The 24,444-nt window shown below is 63.1% G+C and carries 15 protein-coding genes and 1 pseudogene; 12 read left to right on the forward strand and 4 right to left on the reverse strand.

What is annotated here, in order from left to right:
- The first annotated feature begins 421 nt into the window (after positions 1–421).
- The 8 genes from glgA to ABI582_RS16900 all read left to right on the forward strand — a co-directional run bounded on the left by glgA (position 422) and on the right by ABI582_RS16900 (position 13,549).
- Positions 422–1,981 carry a glycogen synthase GlgA gene (gene glgA / locus ABI582_RS16865; protein WP_174369996.1) on the forward strand — a complete coding sequence of 520 codons (1,560 nt, stop codon included), beginning with the start codon at positions 422–424 and terminating at the stop codon, positions 1,979–1,981.
- Between the two features lie 14 nt (positions 1,982–1,995).
- Entirely contained in the window at positions 1,996–3,738 is a 1,743-nt protein-coding gene (gene treZ / locus ABI582_RS16870) for a malto-oligosyltrehalose trehalohydrolase (RefSeq protein ID WP_258908170.1), read from the forward strand.
- On the forward strand, positions 3,735–5,801 hold the full coding sequence (gene malQ / locus ABI582_RS16875) for a 4-alpha-glucanotransferase (RefSeq protein WP_442119753.1): 2,067 nt from the start codon (positions 3,735–3,737) through the stop codon (positions 5,799–5,801). The genes treZ and malQ overlap by 4 nt, the downstream gene beginning before the upstream one ends.
- The gene (locus tag ABI582_RS16880; protein ID WP_442119754.1) at positions 5,798–8,572 is read left to right on the forward strand and encodes a malto-oligosyltrehalose synthase; all 2,775 of its coding nucleotides are present in this window, start codon (positions 5,798–5,800) and stop codon (positions 8,570–8,572) included. Before malQ ends, ABI582_RS16880 begins: the two co-directional genes overlap by 4 nt.
- 14 nt (positions 8,573–8,586) lie before the next feature.
- Positions 8,587–8,871, forward strand: a complete 285-nt coding sequence (locus ABI582_RS16885; protein ID WP_442119755.1) for a DUF2934 domain-containing protein — start codon at positions 8,587–8,589, stop codon at positions 8,869–8,871.
- 152 nt (positions 8,872–9,023) lie between these two features.
- Positions 9,024–11,177, forward strand: a complete 2,154-nt coding sequence (glgX, locus tag ABI582_RS16890) for a glycogen debranching protein GlgX (protein ID WP_442119756.1) — start codon at positions 9,024–9,026, stop codon at positions 11,175–11,177.
- Positions 11,178–11,358: 181 nt separating this feature from the next.
- Positions 11,359–12,153 (forward strand): endonuclease/exonuclease/phosphatase family protein, encoded by a 795-nt coding sequence (locus ABI582_RS16895; protein ID WP_442119757.1) that lies wholly within the window; start codon positions 11,359–11,361, stop codon positions 12,151–12,153.
- A 319-nt stretch (positions 12,154–12,472) separates the two neighbouring features.
- Positions 12,473–13,549 carry an autotransporter domain-containing protein gene (locus ABI582_RS16900; RefSeq protein WP_442119758.1) on the forward strand — a complete coding sequence of 359 codons (1,077 nt, stop codon included), beginning with the start codon at positions 12,473–12,475 and terminating at the stop codon, positions 13,547–13,549.
- Between the two features lie 117 nt (positions 13,550–13,666).
- Here ABI582_RS16900 and ABI582_RS16905 read toward each other — a convergent pair whose 3' ends face one another.
- On the reverse strand, positions 13,667–14,620 hold the full coding sequence (locus ABI582_RS16905; protein WP_442119759.1) for an RHS repeat-associated core domain-containing protein: 954 nt from the start codon (positions 14,618–14,620) through the stop codon (positions 13,667–13,669).
- 106 nt (positions 14,621–14,726) lie between these two features.
- Here ABI582_RS16905 and ABI582_RS16910 point away from each other — a divergent pair.
- A pseudogene (locus tag ABI582_RS16910) lies at positions 14,727–14,849 on the forward strand (autotransporter domain-containing protein); the annotation flags it as partial.
- Positions 14,850–14,942: 93 nt separating this feature from the next.
- On the opposite strand, the gene glgB reads toward ABI582_RS16910, so the two are convergent.
- The 3 genes from glgB to ABI582_RS16925 form a co-directional block, all read right to left on the reverse strand.
- Positions 14,943–17,153, reverse strand: coding sequence for a 1,4-alpha-glucan branching protein GlgB (glgB, locus tag ABI582_RS16915; protein ID WP_442119760.1), 2,211 nt, complete (start codon positions 17,151–17,153; stop codon positions 14,943–14,945).
- Positions 17,154–20,471: a maltose alpha-D-glucosyltransferase gene (gene treS / locus ABI582_RS16920; protein WP_442119761.1), complete on the reverse strand. Its 3,318-nt coding sequence runs from the start codon at positions 20,469–20,471 to the stop codon at positions 17,154–17,156.
- A 155-nt stretch (positions 20,472–20,626) separates the two neighbouring features.
- Positions 20,627–22,645, reverse strand: a complete 2,019-nt coding sequence (locus tag ABI582_RS16925) for an alpha-1,4-glucan--maltose-1-phosphate maltosyltransferase (RefSeq protein WP_442119762.1) — start codon at positions 22,643–22,645, stop codon at positions 20,627–20,629.
- Between the two features lie 140 nt (positions 22,646–22,785).
- On the opposite strand from ABI582_RS16925, the gene ABI582_RS16930 reads away from it, so the two are divergent.
- The 3 genes from ABI582_RS16930 to ABI582_RS16940 all read left to right on the forward strand — a co-directional run bounded on the left by ABI582_RS16930 (position 22,786) and on the right by ABI582_RS16940 (position 24,374).
- Positions 22,786–22,953, forward strand: a complete 168-nt coding sequence (locus ABI582_RS16930) for a hypothetical protein (protein ID WP_442119763.1) — start codon at positions 22,786–22,788, stop codon at positions 22,951–22,953.
- Between the two features lie 114 nt (positions 22,954–23,067).
- Positions 23,068–23,892: an RHS repeat-associated core domain-containing protein gene (locus ABI582_RS16935; RefSeq protein WP_442119764.1), complete on the forward strand. Its 825-nt coding sequence runs from the start codon at positions 23,068–23,070 to the stop codon at positions 23,890–23,892.
- Between the two features lie 245 nt (positions 23,893–24,137).
- Positions 24,138–24,374: a hypothetical protein gene (locus ABI582_RS16940; RefSeq protein ID WP_442119765.1), complete on the forward strand. Its 237-nt coding sequence runs from the start codon at positions 24,138–24,140 to the stop codon at positions 24,372–24,374.
- The last annotated feature ends 70 nt before the right edge of the window (positions 24,375–24,444 follow it).

Below are 24,444 nucleotides of genomic sequence, written 5' to 3' on the forward strand. Positions count from 1 at the left end.
TCAAAACACCTCGCACCACCTTCATCCAAACCATTTCACATCCGGCCACAAACGCCAACGTTTGCGTCTATTGCGCACATAACAATAGTGACCAGTGGGTCACCTTTTTATCACTTTCTCTCCTACACTCGGTTTTCGGCCCGCCAATTGCTCAGTGGAAGAGTGACCCAAAAAAGTCGAACTTTCAGGAAACCCGGCAGGTCATCAACATAAGCAGGCCAGACGCATCGGGCTATTCCCGATCCTGAGCCCGCACACCCCAACCAGTCCAATCGCCTTCGGCCGGAATGCCGATTGCGCTGTGCCTGCGCGCACGACCCTGGGGCATGGAACGCACTAAGCAGTTTCGAATTAGAGAGAACCAACACGAAATATCTTCACGGGTGCCAGCACCCGGCCAAGCATAGGGACGGAGAGAAGTATGATCAGTGCCGCTGTCGAGCCTCACGTAGATTCATTCAAACCGGACAACCGCGAGCCGCTCACCCCGGATTTCGCCACGACAGGCAAGGCACCCGGCGCCCAGCGCCAGCAAAACCCGAACATGCGCAAGATTCTGTTCGTCACCTCGGAAATCGCAGACCTGGTCAAGACAGGAGGCCTGGGTGACGTGTCCGCCGCCCTGCCCCGTGCCCTGGCGCACCTGCACGATGTACGGGTGTTGATCCCGGGGTACCCCCAGGTGATGGAGAGCGACAACCCGATCCACATCGTCGGTGAACTGGGCGGCCACGCGGCCCTGCCGCCGTGCAAGATCGGGCGCATGGACATGGCCGACGGCCTGGTCATCTATGTGCTGATTTGCCCCGAGCTGTACCAGCGCGACGGCACTCCCTATGGTGCCAACAACGGCCGAGACTGGCCCGACAACCACATCCGCTTTGCCCGCCTGGGCCTGGCTGCCGCCGAGATCGCTGCGGGCGAAGGCAAGATCCACTGGACACCGGAAGTTGTGCACGCACATGACTGGCCCGCCGGCCTGGCCCCGGCCTACATGCACTGGCGCGGGCTGAATACGCCCACCCTGTTCACCATCCACAACCTGGCCTACCAGGGTGTGTACAGCCGTGGTTGCAGCCCGGAGTTGGCGATTCCCGACCACGCCATGCAGCAGGAAGGCATGGAGTTCTACGGCAAGCTGTCGTTCCTCAAGGCGGGCTTGGCGTATTCCAGCCACATCACCACGGTCAGCGCCACCTATGCCCGGGAAATCACCACCCCGGAATTCGGCTGCGGCCTGGACGGTTTCCTCGCCAGCAAAGCCCAGCAAGGCCTGCTCGGTGGCATCCCCAACGGCATCGATGAAAGCTGGGACTCGGCCACCGACAAGCACCTGCAGCACAACTTCAGCATCAACGACTGGGAAGGCAAGGCGCGCAACACTCAGGAGGTACGCGCTCTGTTCGGTCTGGAGGATTCTGACGGCCCGCTGTTCGCCGTGGTATCACGGCTGGTCTACCAGAAGGGCCTGGACCTGACCTTGGGCGTGGCCGACTACATCGTCGAACAAGGCGGGCAGATTGCGATCATCGGCCGTGGCGAGCCGGAAGAAGAACAGGCCATGCGCGAGCTGGCGCTGCGCCACCCGGGCCGCATCGGCGTGCGCATCGGCTTCAACGAAACCGACGCCCGGCGCATGTTCGCCGGCAGCGACTTCTTGCTGATGCCGTCGCGCTACGAGCCGTGCGGCCTCAGCCAGATGTACGCACAGCGCTTCGGCTCGTTGCCGGTAGCGCGGAATACCGGTGGCCTGGCCGACACCATCGAGTGCGGCGTCACGGGTTTCCTGTTCAACGAGTCGACGGTGGAGAGCTACCGCGAGGCGCTCAGCCGCGCCTTCTATGTGTACGGCAAGAAAGACCTACTGAACGCCATGCGCTGCCTGTCGATGACCCAGCCGTTCAACTGGTGCCAGGCGGTGGAACCCTACGCCCGCCTGTACGAGGACCTGGTCAAGCAGGCACAACTGAGCCACTACTGAGCGAGGGTCAGAAGATGCACAGGCATGGCGCACACTTGATGGACGCCACGTCGGCGCGCTTCGCCCTCTGGGCGCCGGATGCGCGCAGCGTGAGCGTGGAACTGGAGCAGCAGCCGCCCGTTGCGCTGCTGCCCGACGAGGATGGCTGGTTCACTGGCGTTGCCCCGTGCAAGGCTGGCGACCTTTATCATTACCGGATCGATGACGAACTCCAGGTGGCGGACCCGGCTTCGCGCTACCAGCCCCAAGGCGTAAAGGGGCCAAGCCAGGTGGTGGATGTAGCCAGTTACCCCTGGCAACATCCGTGGCAAGGCCGGCCCTGGCACGAAGCGGTGATCCAGGAGTTGCATGTGGGTGTGCTCGACGGCTACCCCGGGGTTGCCCGGCAGCTGCCGCGCCTGGCCGAGCTGGGCATCAGTGCCGTCGAGCTGATGCCGCTGGGGCAGTTCCCCGGCGAGCGCAACTGGGGCTACGACGGCGTGCTGCCCTATGCGCCACAAAACACCTATGGCAGCCCCGAGCAGTTGTGCGCACTGGTCGACCAGGCCCACGGCCAAGGGCTGATGGTGCTGGTGGATGTGGTGTACAACCACTTCGGCCCCGACGGCAATTACCTGCACCAGTACGCCAGCCCGTTCTTCCGCGAAGACAGGCAGACGCCATGGGGCGCGGCCATCGATTTCCGCCGCCCGCAGGTGCGCGAATACTTCATCCAGAACGCGTTGATGTGGCTATGCGACTACCGCTGCGACGGCCTGCGCCTGGATGCCGTACATGCCATCGACCAGCCCGATTTCCTGATCGAACTGGCCCAGCGGGTGCGTGCCGCCGTAGAGCCGGGCCGGCATGTGTGGCTGGTGCTGGAGAACGAGCACAACCAGGCTGGCCTGCTGGAACAAGGCTTCGACGCCCAATGGAACGACGACGGCCACAATGCCCTGCATGTGCTGCTGACCGGCGAAACCGAAGGCTACTACGCCGACTACCAAAAACGCCCCATCGACCAGCTGGCACGCTGCCTTAGCGAAGGCTTCGTGTTCCAGGGCCAGGCAAACCGCCACGGCACGCCCCGGGGTGAACCCAGCGGGCACCTGGCGCCCAGCGCCTTTGTGTTGTTCTTGCAGAACCACGACCAGGTCGGCAACCGCGCGCTTGGCGAACGCCTGACCCGCCTGTGCCCGCCGCCAGCCCTGCGTGCGGCCACCGGCCTGCTGCTGTTGGCCCCCATGATTCCGCTGCTGTTCATGGGCGACGACGACGGCAGTTGTCGGCCGTTCCTGTTCTTTACCGACTTCCATGACGAATTGGCCGACGCGGTGCGCGAAGGCCGCCGTGGTGAGTTCGCCCACTTCACCGCGTTCGCCGACCCCGAACAGCGCGAGCACATTCCCGACCCCAACGCCCAGCAGACCTTCGAGTCTTCACGCCCGCAAAACAAGGAGGTGATCGCCGGCTGGCACGGCCTTTATCAGCAACTGCTGGCCCTGCGCCGCCGCCACGTCATCCCGCACCTGCCCGGCAGCCGTTCACTGGGCGCCGAGGTGCACGGCGACAAAGCGCTGACCGCTCGCTGGCGGCTGGGCAATGGCAATACCCTGCGCATCGACCTGAACCTGGCGCCCACTGCGCAGGCGGTCGAGCTGCCCGCTGCCGCCACCCGGCTGTTCGACACCAGCGACACCCAACACCCTGATAGCCAACTGGCCGCGTACAGCTGCGTGGTCAGCCTGCTTCCCCCTGACCAGGAGCGCCCATGAGCGAAACCGCCCTGCACCGCTTGGCAAACCGCGTCGGGTTGAGCCGCGACTGGATCGACGCCAATGCCCGGCCACAGCGCGTCAGCGACGAGGTGCTGCGCAACCTGCTCGCAGGCCTTGGCCACCCGGCCAGCGATGACACGGCCATTGCCGCCAGCCTGCGCGCGGTGGAAGCCGCCGGAGACAGCGAACACCTGCCACCATTGCTGACCGCCGACCAAGGCCAGCCACTGGCTCTGGCACGCTACTTCAGTGCCGCCAGCGTGGCCCACTGCCTACTGGAAGACCAAACTTCGCTTGCCCTCACCCTGGACGAGCAGGCACGCCTACCCGGTGACTTGCCCATTGGTTATCACCAGGTGGAAATAGACAGCCGCCGCTTCACCGTGGCCGTGGCCCCGCCACGCTGCCACAGCCTTGCAGACAACGTGCAGCCTCCACCACGCTGCTGGGGCCTGGCAGTGCAACTGTACAGCCTGCGCCGCCCAGGCGACGGCGGCTACGGCGACTGCCTGGCGCTGGAGCAGTTGGCCCGCTCGGCCGCCGAGCGCGGTGCCGATGCCTTGGCCATCAGCCCGATCCACGCACTGTCGGCCATCGACCAGGAGCATTACAGCCCCTACTCACCTTCCAGCCGCCTGCTGCTCAACACCCTGTACGCCAGCCCCGCCGCCCTGCTGGGCGAACGGGAGGTACGCATGGCCATCGAAGCCTGCGGGCTGGAGCAACAACTGGAAGAACTTGAGCAACGCCCTTTGGTCGACTGGCCACGCGCCGCCAGCGCCCGCCTGCGCCTGCTTGAGGCGCTGTACCAGGGGTTCAGCCATGGCGACCATCCGCTGCGCACGGATTTCGACAGCTTCCGCGCAGCCGGCGGCCAGGCGCTGGAGCACCACTGCCGCTTCGAGGTGTTGCAAGCACAGGCTGTGGATCGCGGTTTGGGCGCCGACTGGCGCAACTGGCCCAAGGCCTGGCACGACCCCTACCACCCGGAGGTGGAGGCGTTCGCCAATGCCTACCCGGCCAAGGTCGAGTTCCATGCCTTTTGCCAATGGCTGACCGAACGCGGCCTGCAACGTGCCCAGGAAGCGGCCCGCGGCAACGGCATGGCAGTGGGCCTGATCGCCGACCTGGCGGTGGGTGCCGACGGTGCCGGCAGCCAAGCGTGGAGCCGCCAGGATGAACTGCTGGCCGGCCTGAACGTGGGCGCGCCGCCCGACATCCTCAACCGCGCCGGGCAGGATTGGGGCATTTGCGCCTTCTCGCCCGAGGGCCTCAGGCGTAATGGCTACCGCGCATTCATCGAGATGCTGCGAGCCAACCTGGCCCATGCCGGCGGCCTGCGCATCGACCATGTGATGGGCCTGCGCCGGCTGTGGTTGATCCCGCAGGGGGCCAAGCCCAGCGAAGGCGCTTACCTCAATTACCCGGTGGACGACCTGTTGCGCCTGCTGGCGCTGGAGTCGGTGCGCCACCAGGCGGTCATCCTTGGAGAAGACCTGGGCACGGTGCCCGACGGCCTGCGCGAAACACTGGCCGAGAAGGCCGTGCTGGGCATGCGCGTGCTGCCGTTCGAGCAAACCCAGCCAGGCCAGTTCAAGCCGATTCTGGACTGGCCAGACAACGCCCTGGCCACCACCGGCACCCACGACCTGGCGCCGCTGGCCGGCTGGCTGGAAAACCGCGACATCGACTGGAGCCACCGCTTGCAACTGATCGACACTGCCACCGAACTGCACTGGCGCCAGGGCCGCCAGATAGAACACGACGGCCTGCGCCGTACCCTGGAGACCAACTACGGAGAACTTAAGGACAACGACGCAGTGATCGATGCGGCCATCCGCTTCGTTGGCCATACCCGTGCGCCCTTGGTGCTGATACCGCTCGAAGACCTGCTGGGCTGCGACGAGCAGCCCAACCTGCCGGGCACCACCAGCGGGCACCCCAACTGGCGGCGGCGCTTCACCCGGCCGGTGGCAGAACTGCTCGATGACGAGGATGCCGCGCGGCGCCTGGAGTTGCTGGCCCAGGCCCGCGAACAGGCTTGGGAGCGTGACCGATGAAGCCGCTGACCGCGACCCTGCGCCTGCAGTTTCACAGCGACTTCACCCTCGATCACGCCGTACCGCTGGTGCCGTACTTCGCCCAATTGGGCATCAGCCACCTGTATGCCTCGCCCATCCTCAAGGCCCGGGCTGGCTCGCGCCACGGCTACGATGTGGTCGACCCAACCTGCGTCAACCCCGAACTGGGCGGCGAGGCAGCACTGGAGCGGCTGGTCGCCGCGCTGCGCCAGCATGGCATGGGGCTGATCCTCGACACCGTGTCCAACCACATGGCCGTGGGCGGTGCCGACAACCCCTGGTGGCAAAGCCTGCTGGCTTGGGGCCGGCGTAGCCCGTATGCGGAGTTCTTCGACATCCAGTGGCACTCCAGCGACCCGCTGCTGGCCGGGCAACTGCTGCTGCCGTTTCTTGGCAGCGACTATGGCGTAGCGCTGAAGAATGGCGAGATACCGCTTGAATTCGACAAGCAGCACGGCACGCTGCAAATCGCCCATTACGATCACCGCTTCCCGGTTTGCCCGGTGGACTATGGCTGGATTCTCGCCCTCAGCCCGGAGCCGGCGCTCAAGACGCTGGCCGAGCACTTCACGGCATTGGCCGAATCGACCACCCCGCTGGTCGATGCCCTGCCGCTGCACACCGAACTGGCACGCCTGGTGCGCGAAGGTGCCGACCTGGAATCGGCGCTGGTGGCATTCGACAGCCGCGCCGAAAATGGCCTCAAGCGCCTGCACCTGCTGCTGGAGCGCCAGACCTACCGCCTGGCCAGTTGGCGCACCGCTGCCGACGACATCAACTGGCGGCGCTTCTTCGACATCAACGAGCTGGGTGGCCTGAGGGTGGAGCGCGCCGTGGTGTTCGAGGCCACCCACGCCAAGCTGTTCGAGCTGATCGAACGCGGCCTGGTGGACGGCCTGCGCATCGACCATATCGACGGCCTGGCCGACCCGCGTGGTTACTGCCGCAAGCTGCGCCGTCGGGTCGATGGCCTGTTGGCGCAGCGGCCTTTGCAGGCGGCCCTGGAGCACTTCCCGATCTACGTGGAAAAAATCCTCGGCGCCGGCGAGCACCTGCACCGCGACTGGCTTACCGACGGCACCACCGGCTACGAATTCATGAACCAGGTCTCGCTGCTGCAGCATGACCCAGCCGGCGAAACGCCGCTGACCGAGCTTTGGGCGAACGTCACCGAACGGCCGGGCTTCCCTGAAGAAGTGCGTCAGGCGCGTCACCTTGTGCTCAATGCCAGCCTCGCCGGTGACTGCGAATCGGTGGCCCAGGCGCTGCTGCAGGTTGCGCGCAACGACCTGATGACCCGCGACCTTACCTTGGGCGCGATCCGCCGGGCGTTGCAGGCGCTGGTGGCGCATTACCCGGTGTACCGCACCTACTTCAACGCCTGCGGGCGCCCCGCTGAAGACGAAGGGTTTTTCCAGCAGGCGCTGGCCAATGCCCGGCACGACCTCGGCGAAGCCGATTGGCCGTTACTGGACCACCTTGAACAATGGCTGGGCGGGCAAGCCTGGCGGCAGTTGCCACCGGGCCGCGCCCGCAAGCAACTGCGCCACGCCTGTGTGCGCTTCCAGCAACTGACCGCGCCCAGCGCCGCCAAAGCCGTGGAAGACACCGCCTTCTACCGCAGCGCCCGGCTGCTGTCGCGCAACGACGTGGGCTTCGAGGCCGAGCACTTCAGCGCCCCGCCCATGCACTTCCATAACGAAGCCCAGCGGCGCCTGCGCGACTTCCCCGACAACCTGCTAGCCACCGCCACCCATGATCACAAGCGCGGCGAAGACACCCGTGCACGCCTGGCCGTGCTCAGTGAACGCGGACCGTGGCTGGCCAGCCGAGTGGAACATTGGCGTGAACTGGCAGCGCCGCTGCGCGCACAGCTGGACGATGGCCTGGCACCCAGCCCCGGCGACGAGTTGATGCTGCTGCAAACCCTGCTTGGCAGTTGGCCGCTGGGCCTCGACCTGCACGACGACAACGCCCTGCGCCAGTACGCCGAGCGTATCCGCCAGTGGCAGCAGAAGGCGCTGCGCGAAGCCAAGTTGCGTAGCAGCTGGAGTGCGCCGAACGAGGCCTACGAAGGCGCCTGTGCCCGCTACATCGATGGCCTGCTGCTGGACAGCGAAAACCAGCAGCTGCGCAAATCCGTGGCAGATGCCGCGCAACTGCTGGCCTGCCCCGGCGCCCTCAACAGCCTGGTCCAGACCCTGCTGCGCATGACCACACCCGGTGTGCCCGACCTGTACCAGGGTAACGAGTACTGGGACTTCAGCCTGGTCGACCCGGACAACCGCCGCCCCGTGGACTACGCTTTGAGGCGTCGCACCTTGGACGACGCCACACCGGTAGCCGAGCTGCTGGCGCACTGGCGCGATGGCCGCATCAAGCAGGCCTTGATCGCCCGGGTGCTGGACTGCCGCCAGGCCCACGCCGAGCTGTTCCGCCGTGGCGCCTATCTGCCGCTGACCGTGCTGGGCAAACACGCTGACAAGGTGATCGCCTTTGCCCGGTTGGGCGACGGCGAGCGGGCCGTCATCGTTGCGCCACGCCTGGCCAGTACCCTGCTCGGTGGCAACCCTACACCGTTGATCCCGGCACAGAACTGGGACGACACCCGGCTGGTACTGCCGTTTGCCTTGTCGCCTGCCAACTCGACGGGACTTTTCCCCTGCGCGGCGGTCAGCTCTTCCAAGGAGTTGATGTTGAGCACCGTGCTGGCGGAGTTTCCGGTCAACGTGTTGATACAACAATCTTGAGCATCAGGAGCGTCATGATGAGTGTCGATGAAAAGCGTATTCGCGAATTTGCCTACCAGATCTGGGAATCTGAAGGTAAGCCCGTAGGGGAGGAAGAACGCCACTGGGATATGGCCCGCAAGCTGGCCGAGGCTGAGGCCTTGGCCCCCAAGGCCGAGCCACGCAAGCGGGCGTCGGCCAAGCCCAAGGCAGCCGCTGAGCCCAAGGCGCCTGCCGAGCCCAAGGTGGCTGCCCTGCCGGGGGTTAAACCCGCTGCGGCGAAAAAGCCTCGGGCAGTGAAAAAGCCTACTGCCGGGTAAGCCTGTCCCGGCCTCTTCGCGGGTAAACCCGCTCCCACAGGTTCATCACAGGTGCTCAAAGCAGTGCAGTACCTGTGGGAGCGGGTTTACCCGCGAAGGGGCCAATGCAGGACACCACATTCCCCTTACGTCACGGCCATTTGAGGATCGTCATGAGCCCCCGCACCCCAAAGAAAACCCGGTCAGTTGCACCATCGCGCATCCGCGAAGGCATGCCCTTCCCCCTCGGCGCCACCTGGGATGGCCTTGGGGTCAACTTTGCCCTGTTCTCGGCCAACGCCACCAAGGTCGAGCTGTGCCTGTTCGACTCCACCGGCGAGCAGGAACTCGAGCGCATAGAGCTGCCCGAATACACCGACGAGATCTACCACGGCTACCTGCCCGACGCGCACCCGGGGCTGGTCTACGGCTACCGCGTGTACGGCCCCTACGAGCCGGAAAACGGCCACCGCTTCAACCCCAACAAACTGCTGATCGACCCCTATGCCAAGCAACTGGTCGGCAGCCTGGAATGGTCCGAGGCACTGTTCGGCTACACCATCGGCCACCCCGATGGCGACCTGTCGTTCGATGAGCGCGACAGCGCGCCCTTCGTGCCCAAATGCAAGGTGATCGACCCGGCCTTCACCTGGGGCCGCGACCAGCGCGTGTCGGTCCCGTGGGAGCGCACCATCATCTATGAAGCGCACACCCGCGGCATCAGCATGCGCCACCCGGCAGTGCCGGAAAAACTGCGTGGCACCTTTGCCGGCCTGGCCAACGACGAGCTGCTCAAGCACATCAAGGACCTGGGCGTCTCCAGCATCGAGCTGCTGCCGATTCACGCCTTCGTCAACGACCAGCATCTGCTGGACAAGGGCCTGAACAACTACTGGGGCTACAACAGCATCGCCTTTTTCGCCCCGCACCCGCGTTACCTGGCCAGCGGCAAGATTGCCGAATTCAAGGAAATGGTCGCCCACCTTCACGACGCCGGGCTGGAGGTGATCCTCGATGTGGTCTACAACCACACCGCCGAAGGCAACGAACGCGGCCCCACCCTGTCCATGCGCGGCATCGACAACGCCTCGTACTACCGCCTGATGCCGGACGACAAGCGTTACTACATCAACGATTCCGGCACCGGCAACACGCTGGACCTGAGCCACCCCTGCGTACTGCAGCTGGTCACCGACTCGCTGCGCTACTGGGCCGGCGAAATGCACGTGGACGGCTTCCGCTTCGACCTGGCGACCATCCTTGGCCGCTACCACGACGGCTACAGCGAGCGCCACGGCTTTCTCGTCGCCTGCCGCCAAGACCCGATGCTGAGCCAGGTCAAGCTGATTGCCGAACCTTGGGACTGCGGCCCCGGTGGCTACCAGGTGGGCAACTTTGCCCCAGGCTGGGCCGAGTGGAACGACCGCTTCCGCGATACCACACGCGCCTTCTGGAAAGGCGACGAAGGCCAGCTGGCCGACTTCGCCGCACGCTTGACCGCATCCGGCGACATGTTCAACAACCGCGGGCGCCGGCCGTATTCTTCGGTCAACTTCATCACCGCCCACGATGGCTTCACCCTGCGCGACCTGGTGTCGTACAACCACAAGCACAACGAAGACAACGACGAGAACAACCAGGACGGCACCGACAACAACCTGTCTTGGAACTGCGGTGCCGAGGGGCCGACCGAGGATCCGGACATCAATGCGTTGCGCATGCGCCAGATGCGCAACTACTTTGCCACCCTGCTGCTGGCCCAAGGCACGCCGATGATCGTCGCCGGCGACGAGTTCAGCCGCACCCAGCATGGCAACAACAACGCCTACTGCCAGGACAGCGAAATCGGCTGGGTGAACTGGGACCTGGACCAGGAGGGCAAAGAGCTGCTGGCCTTCGTCAAACGCCTGACCCGCCTGCGCCTGGCCTACCCGGTGCTGCGCCGGTCACGCTTCCTGGTGGGTGACTACAATGAGGCCATCGGGGTCAAGGACGTGACCTGGCTGGCACCGGATGGCAACGAGATGAGCGTGGAACAGTGGGAGGACCCGCACGGGCGCTGCCTGGGCATGCTGATCGATGGCCGCGCGCAGGTCAGCGGCATCGCCCGGCCGGGTGCCGAGGCCACGGTGCTGCTGATCGTCAATGCCCACCACGATGTTGTGCCATTCAAGTTGCCGGCGGTACCTGAAGGCGATTACTGGAGCTGCCTGGTCGACACCGACCGGCCGGAGTTGCGCAAGGGGCAGCACCTGCAGTTCGACAGCACGTTCGAGGTCAAAGGCCGGTCGATGCTGCTGATGGTGTTGCAGCACGAGGAGGAGTGAACCCGGGGTGGGCGCGCCTGTCCGACTGTGTATTGGTTGCCTGTACCGGCCCTATCGCCGGCAAACCAGCTCCCACAGGTATGGTGCAGGCCATCAGGCGGTGCAGAACCTGTGGGAGCTGGCTTGCCGGCGATAGGGCCGGTAGATGCAACACACATGCACCTGCGATCGAGGAGGAATTGTGAACCCCGAAGCCGGCGGTAAAGGTTTCGCCAGCGTCAACCAGGCCGCGGCCGTGAAGCGGCTGCGGGTACTGACGGTGAACACCCACAAGGGCTTCACCGCCTTCAACCGGCGCTTCATCCTGCCGGAACTGCGCGAGGCGGTGCGCAGCACCCAGGCCGACATCGTCTTCCTCCAGGAAGTGCTCGGCAGCCACGATCGCCACGCCGCGCGTTACCCCGGGTGGCCGCAGACCTCGCAGTACGAATTCCTTGCCGACAGCATGTGGAGCGACTTTGCCTACGGCCGCAACGCGGTGTATCCCGACGGGCACCACGGCAATGCGCTGCTGTCCAAATACCCGATCATCGAGCACCGCAACCTTGACGTTTCGATCACTGGTCCCGAGCGCCGTGGCCTGTTGCACTGCGTCCTTGATGTGCCGGGGCACGGTGCGGTGCATGCGGTCTGCGTGCACCTTTCGTTGCTGGAGAGCCACCGGCAACAGCAGCTGCAGCTGCTTCGTAAATTGCTCGACTCCCTGCCTGCCGATGCCCCGGTGATCATCGCTGGGGATTTCAATGACTGGAAAAGCCGCGGCAACCGTACCCTTAGCCTGCAACTCGACCTGCACGAGGCTTTCGAGCGCCACCATGGCCACCTCGCCCGCACCTACCCTGCCCGCCTGCCACTGCTGCGCCTGGACCGCATCTACCTGCGTAATGCCGAAAGCCATGGGCCGCGGATTCTGGGGCACAAACCTTGGTCGCACCTGTCAGATCACCTGCCGTTGGCGGTGGAAGTCAGGCTCTAGCAATCATTCTTCATAGCGACACGGCGGGAAATAGCGAACTCCGCTATACCTTACAGATTCTCTCGAGAAATCAAATTCTTGAGGATAACTACACGTCCTGAACAGATCTTTCACGCTTTCTTGACGCAAGCCTCGACCTCTCCTTAGCTGAACATTACAGAGTAATAAAGATCTCGCGCCGGGCCTCTAGCTCGCGCCTTCGTGCGCGCTTGCAAAGGCTGGCGTGCTGGTTTGGGTCGCCCACTGTTTTTGCCGTACAGCTCGTGACAACAGGCCAGGTCCTCGGGCTGTACCCCACAAAAACAACAGGAGATCCGCCATGAAAAGCACCTCGAACCCCTTGCGCTTCGACAGCATTTTCTTCGCGGTTTCCACGTCGCTGCTTCTGGCAACCCCGGTGGAAACTTTCGCGTACGAACTGCAGGGTGACCCCACCTCGCCCGGTTTTCTGCAACAGCCCGCGATGCCGCAGATTTCGCTCGACCCGGTCAGCGCCAGTGGCTTGAGCATCGGCACCCTGAGTGCGTTTTCGCAAACCATGAGCGCCCGCCACGGGCAGACAGCACCGGACCTGATCGCCAGCCAGTGGGCGCAGTTTTTCCCGACCCCCTCGCGCAGTGGCACGCAACCCCCAGACCAACTGGAGGCCCCCAGCCAGCAACTGACAATCGGCCCGGACCTGTTCGTGCGTGAAACTGCAGCGGGCAATGTGCACCGCGCAGGGATTTTCGTAGGGCATAACAACCTGCAGAGCAGCTTGAACGGCATGCGCCCGCTGCTGGGCGACAAGCAGCGCAACGCGGTGAACCTGAGCGGGGAAAGCCTGGGAGTGTACTGGAGCATGACCCATGAACAGGGCTGGCACCTGGATGCGGTGGCCATGGGCTCACGCATCGATGTGATGGGCCGGGGTGAAAACGGCCAGCGCCTTGACGAAAGCGGCCATGCGATGACGTTCTCGGTGGAAGGCGGCTACCCGATCCGCCTGGGCGGCAACTGGGTGATCGAACCCCAGGCACAGTTGATCAACCAGCAGTTCTTCCCCGGCAACCAGGTGCAGGAAGAAACCCTGCAAGCCTTCGACAGCCAGCCCAGCTGGAGCGGCCGGGTCGGTGCGAAATTGTCCGGGCGCTACGAGGTGCGCGGCATGCCGATCGAACCCTACGTGCGGACCAACGTGTGGTACGACTTCAGCAATCCCGACGAGGTGAAGCTGGACCAGGTCGACAAGATCTCCAGCTCGCGTTACTCCACCACGGTGGAATTGGGCTTGGGGCTGGTGGCGCGAGTGACGCCCTCTGTGGCCTTGTTTGTCAGCGCCGATTACAGCAGTGATGTGGATGACAATGACCTGAACGGATTGATTGGCAGCCTTGGTGTGCGGATGCGCTGGTAAAACCGCTACTTAAGTTGTCAGGCGCGCTAATGCGCCTGACAATCTGGTTTGCCCGCCCATCAATCGAAGTTTGAACACGTTTAGCAATTTTAAGCGACAGGCCGTGTCCACAGGTGTCTAGACATTACCCAGCGCCGCGTCCTGCCTGATAACCCCAACGTAGGCATAGACTTCGGGATCGTTGAACATTGTCCAATTTGCATATTGGAAGCCCGAATTCAAAAGATCCCGATGAGACTCGGGGGCTGACGCCAGAGTCGCTAGCTCAGACTGAGTTATCTGGGATGGAGGTGCGACTGCGGCCAATGAGGACGATGCTGTTGACCCAGTAGAGGGCGTTGACCGCCTTGGAGGCGTGCCAGTTTTACCCACATAGAAGAACGTATTGGTTCCAGGATGACGATAGCCTGTCAAGTCAGTGGGCACACCGACTTCTGGATGTGTCTTCACTGCATAGTCATCGCCCACGAGCTTCAGTGTAAAGGCAGTTCCGTCAGTTCCCTTACTATTCATGATAAAACCCTTCACCCGTAAACCTCCATTCTCTGGCTGGCGCAGGCCGTTCATGAAACTTTCCGTGCTCTTGAGGTCCTTAACCAAGGCGCTGATTTTCGGAAGCCAAGAAGGTGCCCTGCCTGTCGGATCGGACTTGTTGACGGGGTCACCCTGGCAGTAGGCATAGCAATTCAGCCCGCCTTGCGCAAATGGGCTCCAGTCGTCAGGGCTAAGAAAGCGCATGAGCATTGGGCTGTAGACTCTTTTTCCATTCCCAAGCAAGTAGCTCGCGATGACAGGGTCTTTGCGTTCGCCGTTAAAGCCCACTTGTATTTGTGCACACACGGGTCGGTGCCCGTACGGAGAATAGGCAATCGTGTGCAGATGTTGATCCCCAAGCACCGATCCGGGCACGTCAGTTTTATACAAGCTCGTCGAGATTTCTTGCGGGCCTTCCGTACGACAAGACAAAGCAATGGGCCCATGTCGCAGGATACGACTGGGCCCGTTTCCGACTGGATCAGTTGATACCGCTAGCCGCCCCTGTAGATAAAAAAAACGTCTGCATGCTGACATGGTTCTGCCCCGCTCCAGCTGAGATCAGGAATGATGAGAAGCAAGATCTCATTCAAGATCAAGCAAGCACAACTAGCAAAAATACCAGCCCTTCTTCGCCGGCGACCAGCCCAGCTGGAGCGGCCGGGTCGGTGCCAGGTTGTCCGGGCGCTACGAAGTGAAGCTGGACCAGGTCGACAAGATCTCCAGCTCGCGCTACTCGACCACAGTGGAGTTCGGCTTGGGGCTAGGCCCTTTCGCAGCACAAGGCTGCTCCCACAAGGGAATGCGCCCACCTGTAGGAGCAGCCTTGTGCTGCGAAGAGGCCGGTACAGGCGACCTATCAGGCCGGTTTCAGTATCAGAACCCCAAGCGGCGGCAAGTTGAGGGCCAGCGACAATGGCTGCCCATGGCTAGCCACTGCCTCACTGGCCACTGCCCCCAGGTTGCCCACGTTGGACCCTGCATACAGCCCGGCATCGCTATTCAGCAATTCCTGCCAGCGCTCGCCAAACGGCACGCCAATGCGGTAGCCCTCGCGTGGCACCGGGGTAAAGTTGGCCACCACCAGCACCGGCTCGCCACTGCTGCTCCAGCGCAGCCAGGCGTATACGCTGTTTTGCGCGTCGTCACCGATCAGCCACTGGAAGCCCTGCGGCTGGCAATCCTGCTCGTGCAGCGCCGGCACTTCGCGGTACAGGCGGTTGAGGTCACCCACCAGGCGTTGCACGCCCTGGTGCTCAGGGTACTGCAACAGGTACCAGTCCAGTTCGCTGTCATGGTCCCACTCACGCCACTGGCCGAACTCGCAGCCCATGAACAGCAACTTCTTGCCCGGGTGCGCCCACATGAAGGTGAGGTAGGCGCGCAGGTTGGCAAACTTCTGCCAGCGGTCGCCGGGCATCTTGTCGATCAGCGAATGTTTGCCATGCACCACTTCGTCATGGGAGATGGGCAGGATGAAATGCTCGGAATAGGCGTAGATCAGCCCGAAGCTCATCTCGTTATGGTGGTGGTTGCGATGCACCGGGTCGTTCTGGATGTAATGCAGGGTGTCGTGCATCCAGCCCATGTTCCACTTGTAGGCAAAGCCCAGGCCGCCCTGCTGGGTCGGCTGGCTGACGCCGGGCCAGGCGGTGGACTCCTCGGCGATGATCAATGCACCGGGGGCCTCGTGGGCAGCCACGCCGTTGAGGTGGCGGATGAAGTCGATGGCCTCCAGGTTCTCGCGCCCGCCGTAGCGGTTGGGCACCCATTCGCCGGCCTTGCGCGAATAGTCGCGGTACAGCATCGAGGCCACCGCATCCACGCGCAGGCCGTCGATGTGGAAGTGCTTCAGCCAGTGCAGCGCCGAGGCCATCATGAAGCCGCGCACTTCGTTGCGGCCGAGGTTGTAGATCAGCGTGTTCCAGTCCTGGTGGTAGCCCTCCAGGGGGTTGTCGTATTCGTACAGGGCAGTGCCGTCGAAACGCGCCAGGCCGTGTTCGTCGGTGGGGAAATGCGCCGGTACCCAATCCAGCAACACGCCAATGCCGCCTTGGTGGCAGGCATCGATGAACGCGGCAAAGTCCTCGGCACTGCCATAGCGTGAGGTAGGCGCGAACATCGACAGTGGCTGATAGCCCCAGGAGCCGCCGAACGGGTGCTCCATGATCGGCAGCAATTCGATATGGGTAAAGCCCAGTTCCTGCACATAGGGCACCAGCCGCTCGGCCAGTTCGCGCCAGTTGTAGTAGCGCCCGACTTCGCCTGCCTCGTCCAGCTCGCAGCGCCAGGACCCTGGGTGCAGTTCGTAGATCGACAAGGGCGCGCTGTAGGCATGGCGCTGGGCGCGTTGTGCCATCCAGTCGTGGTCCTGCCACGCATGGCTGAGCTCACCGGCCACCTTGGACGCGGTGCTCGGCGGCAATTCGGTAGCCCGGGCCAGCGGGTCTGCTTTGAGTGGCAGTATGCCGTCTTTGCCCAGCACCTCGAACTTGTAGGTTTCGCCCACGCCCAGGCGCGGCACGAACAGCTCCCACACCCCGGCGCTGTGGCGCAGGCGCATGGGGTGGCGGCGGCCGTCCCAGTTGTTGAAATCCCCTACCACCGACACCCGCCGGGCATTCGGCGCCCACACCGAGAAACACACACCGTCGACGCCCTCGACCTGGATCGGCTGGGCCCCGAAGCGCCCGGACAAGTCGCGGTGGTTGCCTTCGGCGAACAGGTGCAAGTCCATGTCGCCCAGTTGCGGGCCAAAGCTGTAAGGGTCTTCGGTGACTTGCTCGCCACCGGCCCAGCCTATTTGCAGCAGATAGGCTTGTGCATCATCAAGGTGCGCGGTGAACAACCCCGGCACTGCACCTTGCACCATTTCGGCCAGCACGCGCCCATCATGGCGCGCCAGCACCCGTGCATTCAGGGCATTGGGCAGGAAGGCGCGGATAAACACCCCGCCCTTGCCATCGTCGTGGGGGCCAAGTACTGCAAAAGGATCGGCGTGTTCGGCGCGGGCCAGGGCGTCCAGGTCCCGTTGCCGAAGGCCGCCGTTTTCACGCGTGGTTGCATTCATCTATGACTCTCCCCAGGTACTGATCAGTCCATGCAGGCCATGCAAAGGCACGGCCAGCCAGCTCGGACGGTTTTCGGCTTCATATGTGATCTCGTAGGCGGCTTTTTCCAGGCAGAACAGTTCCAGTGCGGCGCGCTCGCCCTCGGCCATTTTCCAGGCATGGGGCATGGCGGCGGTGGCCAGGCCATAGGCTTCGACAAAGGCGTGGCGCGACTGATGCAGGTACTGCCGGGCGACCCGCTGACGAGCCTGCTGCGCCGGGCCGGAAAGGTCGACCGCAGACGCGCTGCGCAGGATCATCGCAGCAGCATAGTCGAAGGAGCGCAACAAGCCGCTGACATCCTTGTACGGGCTGTGCTTTGCCCGGCGCTCTTGCAGTGGACGGGACGGTTCGCCCTCAAAATCGATCAGGTAGGCATCGCCCTGCACCACCAGCACCTGGCCCAGGTGCAGGTCGCCGTGCACCCGCATCAGCAGGCCACCCTCGGCCTGCTCCGCCAGGCTGGCGATGTGCTGGGCCAGGCCATCGCGCTGCTGTTGCAGGTCGTCGACCAGCGCTTGGCTGTCGGGGTCAAGGGCGTCACGGTGCTGGGCCAGCAGGTCGAGGGCGTGGGTCAGTTCGGCGCTGATCTGCGCACCCCAGCGCTGGCTATCGTCAGCATCGCTGGGGCGTGGGCGGAAGGCCTCATCGTCGGTCGGCGCGGCCAGCAGCAGGTGCATCTCGCCCAGGCGCTGGCCGAGCAAGGCTGCAAAGCCGGTGAGCTCCACCAAGGCATCGGTGTGTGCCTCGGCATCGCCACCTGGGGGGGCCATCTGGTCGCGGATGGCCCGCTCCAGGGTGTTCTGGGTCCAGGCCCAGGCATCGCCCTGATTGCTCAGGTAGCCCTGGGCGATCATCAGCAGGTGCGGGGCATTCTGCTCGTCCACCCGACTGACCCAGGCCAGCAATGGCGAGATATTGGCAAAGCCGGCGGCAGTCAGGTAGGCACTCATTTCCAGTTCTGGATGAATGCCCGGGTTCACCCGGCGGATCAGCTTGAGCACCACGCTGTCGCCGATCACCACCGAGCTGTTGGACTGCTCGGCGCTGAGGTAGCGCACTGCACTTTCATCGTTCAGCCCAAGGGCCGCCAGCAGATCGGTGCACTCGAAACGCAGTTCGCCCGCGCCACTGCCACAGGGCAGGCGCAGGCCATTCTGGCAGCCGTGCAGTACCGCGCGGATAAACGGTTCGAGCACGAAGGCATCGGTAATCAGGCCAACCTGATGGGCACGGCGCACCCGCGACAAGGCCAGCTGCTGCGGCAGCGCTGTGTTGATCTGGTCTTCGGGCAGCAGGCCAAAGGGTAGCTGGTAGTGGTTGGCCACCCCCCCGCTGAGCACTTCGATTTCGCTGAGCAGCACGGGCGTGGTGGCGGTAGCGAAACGCACGCCGTAGCGCAGGCGCACCTGGTCGATGGGCCCTTCCTTGCCGGCGAACCAGCGCCGCTTGGGCAAATATTGCGGCAGGATGGTGGTTTGCAGGGTGTCGCGGGCGGGTGCCTCCAGCAGTTCTTCCATGCGTTTGCGCAAAACTAGCGTGGTCAATTCGGGTAACCCCTCGGTGGCCTGGATGTGCCAGCTGGGCATGCGGTCGTGGGACGCCAGCAGGAACCAGTAAAAGGCATAGGGTGGCAGGGTCAGCAGGAACGGCAGTTGCCCGATGGGCGGGAAAGCGCTGCCGCCGAGCATCTCCACCGGTACTTTGTCGGCGTATTGTGACAATTCCAGTTCGGCAGCCTGGGCGGCCCGGGACACGTTGGCCACGCACAGGATCACCTCGGTGTTGCCATCGCCATCGGTGTACTCGCGGATGTACGCGAGGATGCGCCGGTTGCTGGGCGTAAGGGTTCGCAGGCTGCCGCGGCCAAAGGCCTTCTGCTGCTTGCGCACGGCCAGCATGCGCCGGGTCCAGTTCAGCAATGAATGCGGGTCGTGGCTCTGCGCTTCTACGTTGACGGTCTGGTAGCCGTATAGCGGGTCCATGATCGGCGGCAGCACCAGGCGCTGCGGGTCGGCACGGGAGAAACCACCGTTGCGGTCCGGCGACCACTGCATGGGCGTACGCACCCCGTCGCGGTCACCGAGGTAGATGTTGTCGCCCATGCCCAGCTCGTCACCGTAGTACAGGGTTGGCGTGCCCGGCATCGACAGCAGCAGGCTGGTCAGCAGCTCTATGCGTCGGCGGTCACGCTGCAGCAGCGGTGCCAGACGCCGCCGAATACCCAGGTTGATGCGGGCGCGGCGGTCTTCGGCGTAGTAGTTCCACAGGTAGTCGCGCTCGCGGTCGGTGACCATTTCCAGGGTCAGCTCATCGTGGTTGCGCAGAAAGATTGCCCATTGGCAGTTGCCCGGAATTTCCGGCGTCTGGCGCAGGATGTCGGTGATCGGGAACCGGTCTTCCATGGCCAGGGCCATGTACATGCGCGGCATCAACGGAAAGTGGAAGGCCATGTGGCACTCGTCGCCATCACCTTCGCCAAAGTAAGGGCGGGTATCTTCTGGCCACTGGTTGGCCTCGGCCAGCAGCATGCGGTCGGGGTAGTTGGCGTCGATTTCAGCGCGGATTGCCTTGAGCACATCGTGGGTTTCGGCGAGGTTCTCGTTGTTGGTGCCGTCACGCTCGATCAGGTAAGGGATCGCGTCCAAGCGCAGGCCATCGACACCCAGATCCAGCCAGAAGCGCATCACCCCGATCACCGCCTTGAGCACCAGCGGATTGTCGAAGTTGAGGTCTGGCTGGTGCGAGTAGAAGCGGTGCCAGAAATACTGGCCGGCGACCGGGTCCCAGGTCCAGTTGGACTTCTCGGTGTCGAGGAAGATGATCCGCGTGCCGTCGTATTTCTGGTCGTCGTCCGACCACACGTAGAAGTCGCGCGTCTTGCTGCCGCGCTTGGCGTGGCGCGCACGCTGAAACCAAGGGTGCTGATCGCTGGTGTGGTTGATCACCAGTTCGGTGATCACCCGCAAGCCACGCTTGTGCGCCTCGCTGATGAAGCGGCGGGCATCGGCCATGCTGCCATAGTCGGGGTGCACTGCCTTGTATTCGGCAATGTCGTAGCCGTCGTCGCGCCGTGGCGAAGGGTAGAAAGGCAACAGCCACAGGGTGTTGACGCCCAGTTCGGCAATGTAGTCCAGCTTGCTGATCAGGCCGGCGAAATCACCGATGCCGTCGTTGTTCGCGTCGAAGAACGACTTGATGTGCAGCTGGTAGATGACGGCGTCCTTGTACCACAGCGGGTCATCGATGAAGGCTGCCGGGCGTGAACGCTTGGCCATGGGTGACTCCTTTCAATTGCATGCACAGACATCCGAGCTTGCTCGATCCCTGTGGGAGCGGGTTTACCCGCGAAGATGACACCGCGGTGCATGGCACCGGCTTCGCCGGTGTTCGCGGGTAAACCCGCTCCTACAGGGGGACAGTCTGAGCCTTGTTAACGGGCTTTTTCGATGCGCCAGATCCCGAATGGCTGGTGCCAGGGCTCGATACGCATCCACTGGGTCTTGCCATGCCAGGTCCAGCGGTGGCCGTTCATCAGGTCTTCGCCTTGGGTGTCAGCGTCGTCGTCCAGGCCCAACTCCCACAGCGGCAACTCGAAATGCGCCTCTTGGGCGTTGTGCGGGTCCAGGCTGATCGCCACCAGGATGAAATTGTCACGCTCAGGCGTGCGCTTGGCGAAGTACAGGATGTTGTCGTTCCAGCAGTTGAAAAACGCCACGCCCAGGTGCGTTTGCAGGGCGCGGTTCTGCCGGCGAATGCGGTTGAGCTGGGCGATCTCCGCGATGATGTTGCCGGGCTGGGTGAAGTCGCGCGGGCGGATCTGGTATTTTTCCGAATCCAGGTATTCCTCTTTGCCCGGCAACGGCGCGCTCTCGCAAAGCTCAAAGCCCGAACACATGCCCCACAGCCCCGAACCCATGGTCGCCAACGCGGCGCGGATCAAAAAGCCCGCGCGCCCCGAGGTGTGCAGGAAGAACGGGTTGATGTCCGGCGTATTGACGAAGAAGTTGGGGCGGTAGCACTGGCTCCAAGGCGGCTGGTTGAGTTCTTCGAAATACTCGCGCAGTTCCTTTTTGGTATTGCGCCAGGTGAAGTAGGTGTAGCTCTGCGCATAGCCGACCTTGCCCAGGCGCGCCATCATCGCAGGCTTGGTGAACGCCTCGGCGAGGAAGAGCACATCGGGGTACTTGCTGCGCACATCGGCGATCATCCATTGCCAGAACGGCAGTGGCTTGGTGTGCGGGTTGTCGACGCGAAAGGTCTTAACTCCCTCCTCTACCCAGCCGACCACCACGTCGCGCAGCGCCAGCCACAGCGAAGGGACGGCGTCCGGGGCGTAGAAATCGACGTTGACGATGTCCTGGTACTTTTTCGGCGGGTTCTCGGCGTAGCGAATGGTGCCGTCCGGGCGCCAGCTGAACCAGCCGGGGTGCTCTTTGAGCCATGGGTGGTCCTGCGAGCACTGGATAGCAAAATCCAGGGCGATTTCCAGCCCATGCTCCGCGGCGGCGGCAACCAGCCGACGGAAGTCTTCACGGGTACCCAGCTGCGGATGGATGGCGTCATGGCCGCCTTCGGCACTGCCGATTGCATACGGGCTGCCAGGGTCACCGGGCTCGGCCTTGAGGGCATTGTTGCGGCCCTTACGGTGCTGCGTACCGATGGGGTGGATGGGCGGGAAGTACAGCACATCGAAGCCCATGTCACGGATCATAGGCAGGCGCTGGTGCACATCATTGAAGGTGCCGTGGCGCTGCGGGTCGTCGGTGATCGAGCGCGGGAACAGCTCGTACCAACTGGCGAACTGCGCGGCCGGGCGGTCTACATCGACGGGGAAATCGCGGCTGCGGGCCAGGTAACTGCGGTGCCCCGCTTCGCTCATCAGGTGCGCAACGTCCGGGCCCAGCAACAGTGCCACCTGCCCGTCGGTATCCAGCTCCGCCAGGCGCTGCTGTAGGGCTTCGAGCTCATCGCGCACGGCACCGCTGCACAGCTCGATGCCTTTGCCCAGCATCAAGCGGCCCTCTTCCAGCTCCAGTTTTACCTCGACACCGGCGTTGTATTTTTTCTCCAGGTCGTGGCTATAGGTAGCGAACGGGTCGACCCAGGCCTCGATGCTGAACAGGTGCGGGCCAAGTTCGGTGGGGGTGAACTCGGCTAGCCACAGGTCGTTGCCCGCCGATTGCATCGGCACGCAATGCCAGCGCCGGCTGTGCGCCTGGCGCCAGTTGAGCATCACCGCCAAGCGGTCATGGCCATCGCTGTAGACCTTGCTGCTGACCGCCACTGGCTGGCCGCTGATGGCCTTGGCGGCAAAGGTACCGGTTTCGAGCACGGGTTCGGTGTCTTCGATCACGATACGCGGCGCCAGCAGCGCCTGGGACAGGCTGATGACCTGGTCCGGGTGATCGTTCGCCGTGGGCACGCTTTCAAAGGGCTCGTTACGTGACATCGACCTTGCTCCCTCAGGCTGGTGGCGGTAAGGGTTCAGAGCCGGGCACAGGCGTGGGGTTCAAAAAAATTGAGCGAACGGCAGCTGCCAGCGGTCAGAGCCTGCAGCACCTCTTCATTCCACCCTCGCGAGGTCAGGCCATGAACATTCCCATTCCACCGGAAACCCCCGATCCCAACATCGACGACCCCAGCTTGCCGCCGCCCGTGCCGGAAGAAGAACCGGACGAGCTGCCGATCAAGCCAACCATGCCGCCGACCGTGGGCGACCCGCCGAGCCAGGAGCCACCGGTGAAGGCCTTAGGGTAGACCATAGACCTGATATTTTTGTCAGTCGCGTTGTCAGTATGCCGGGGCTACCATCGTCATGTAGCCCCAAACCCGCTGCTGTGAACCACCACCTTCCTCATAAGGGTCGGGAACATGATGAACTGGTACTTTTATCAGGGCTGGTCTTGTGTGACGTCGATAAGTGCATTGCGTAAAGTCAGAGTGATGCAACACCAGCGAAACGCATTAGCCTTTACGACTGCTGATCTTGATAGGGAGGGCCTAGCGCTAGTCGCAATTGACTCTCAGCGCACAGCTGCCTGGTATTCAGGCCCAGCCCGCACCGGGCCGTTGCAATTTACTGCCTATGGATACACCGCGCCCAAGATCGAATTGCCGGTGGCTTTCAAAGGAGAGCGATACGACGCAGGAACAGCCTCATATCAGCTTGGCAACGGACATCGTACCTATAACCCCGCGCTGATGAGGTTTAACAGTGTTGACCGATTCAGCCCATTCGATTTTGGAGGAATCAATTCCTATGCGTTCGTATCGGGAGATCCGGTGAACTTCGAAGATCCGTCCGGGCGCGGCATTGGAAAATTCATCCCACACAAACTTGAAGCAACTTCAAACTTTGTCACTTTTGGCAAAGCTCCAGCAACGCCTTTCAGTGACGTGATCGTCTTTTCCGGTAAGACCGAAAAAAGCACTAAAAACAACATGACGTGGATATGGGGACATGGAAACGGTCAGCGGCTTGGAGGCCTAAATCCGCACAAACTTGCAAAGCGTCTCTATCAACGTAACATCGAATTCCAGGATGGCCCCATTCTTTTGGCCAATTGCTACGGAGGTGCCAGTGCTAGCACTAACGGTCCCGGTTTCCCCGAAATCTCCTTTGCTCAACAATTCGCCAATATTACGGGAAAACCCGTTTTTCACGGAGCGTCTCAATCTGAAAAAGGGCGCGCTTGAGTCTCGTCCTGTTATGCACATGGTGCTGACCGCTGAAAAGTATCTGGACGCTGGCCCGGTGACGTATTACCCAGAAACTCATCCCGAGATGGTCAATGTTTCCGCACCTGGCAATCATTCCGCAAGAATAAGGCGGTGAAGGCTTAAGGGTAGACCACGCCACCTGATATTTTTGCCAGTAGCGGTGCCGATGGGTTGTGCTGAAGATTGAGGCTCTCGATATCAAGCCAGGAGCCTCCTTCATCGTGGATACCGCAACCCGCCGGCAGCGTGAGGAATACGAGCGACAAGTGGTCGATATGCTTCAGGATGCAGGTGTGGTCGATGCAGGGCCAGGTACCTTGCTGGCACATCTGGACAGGGACAAATGCGAATTTGCGTTGATGCAGCTGGAAGCGCGTTCCAGCGTTCGTTTGCGCCGTGACTACCTGAGCGTTGCCGAGGTTGCCGGCGAACTCTACAAAGCGCTGAATGAGCGTTGACCATTCCGGCCCTTTCGCGGGTAAACCCGCTCCCACAGGTACTGCGCCGACCTATGATGCGGCGCCGTAC

The organism is Pseudomonas sp. SAS7, assembly GCF_052112345.1.
In the GTDB taxonomy this organism is placed as follows: Bacteria; Pseudomonadota; Gammaproteobacteria; order Pseudomonadales; family Pseudomonadaceae; genus Aquipseudomonas; species Aquipseudomonas putida_Q.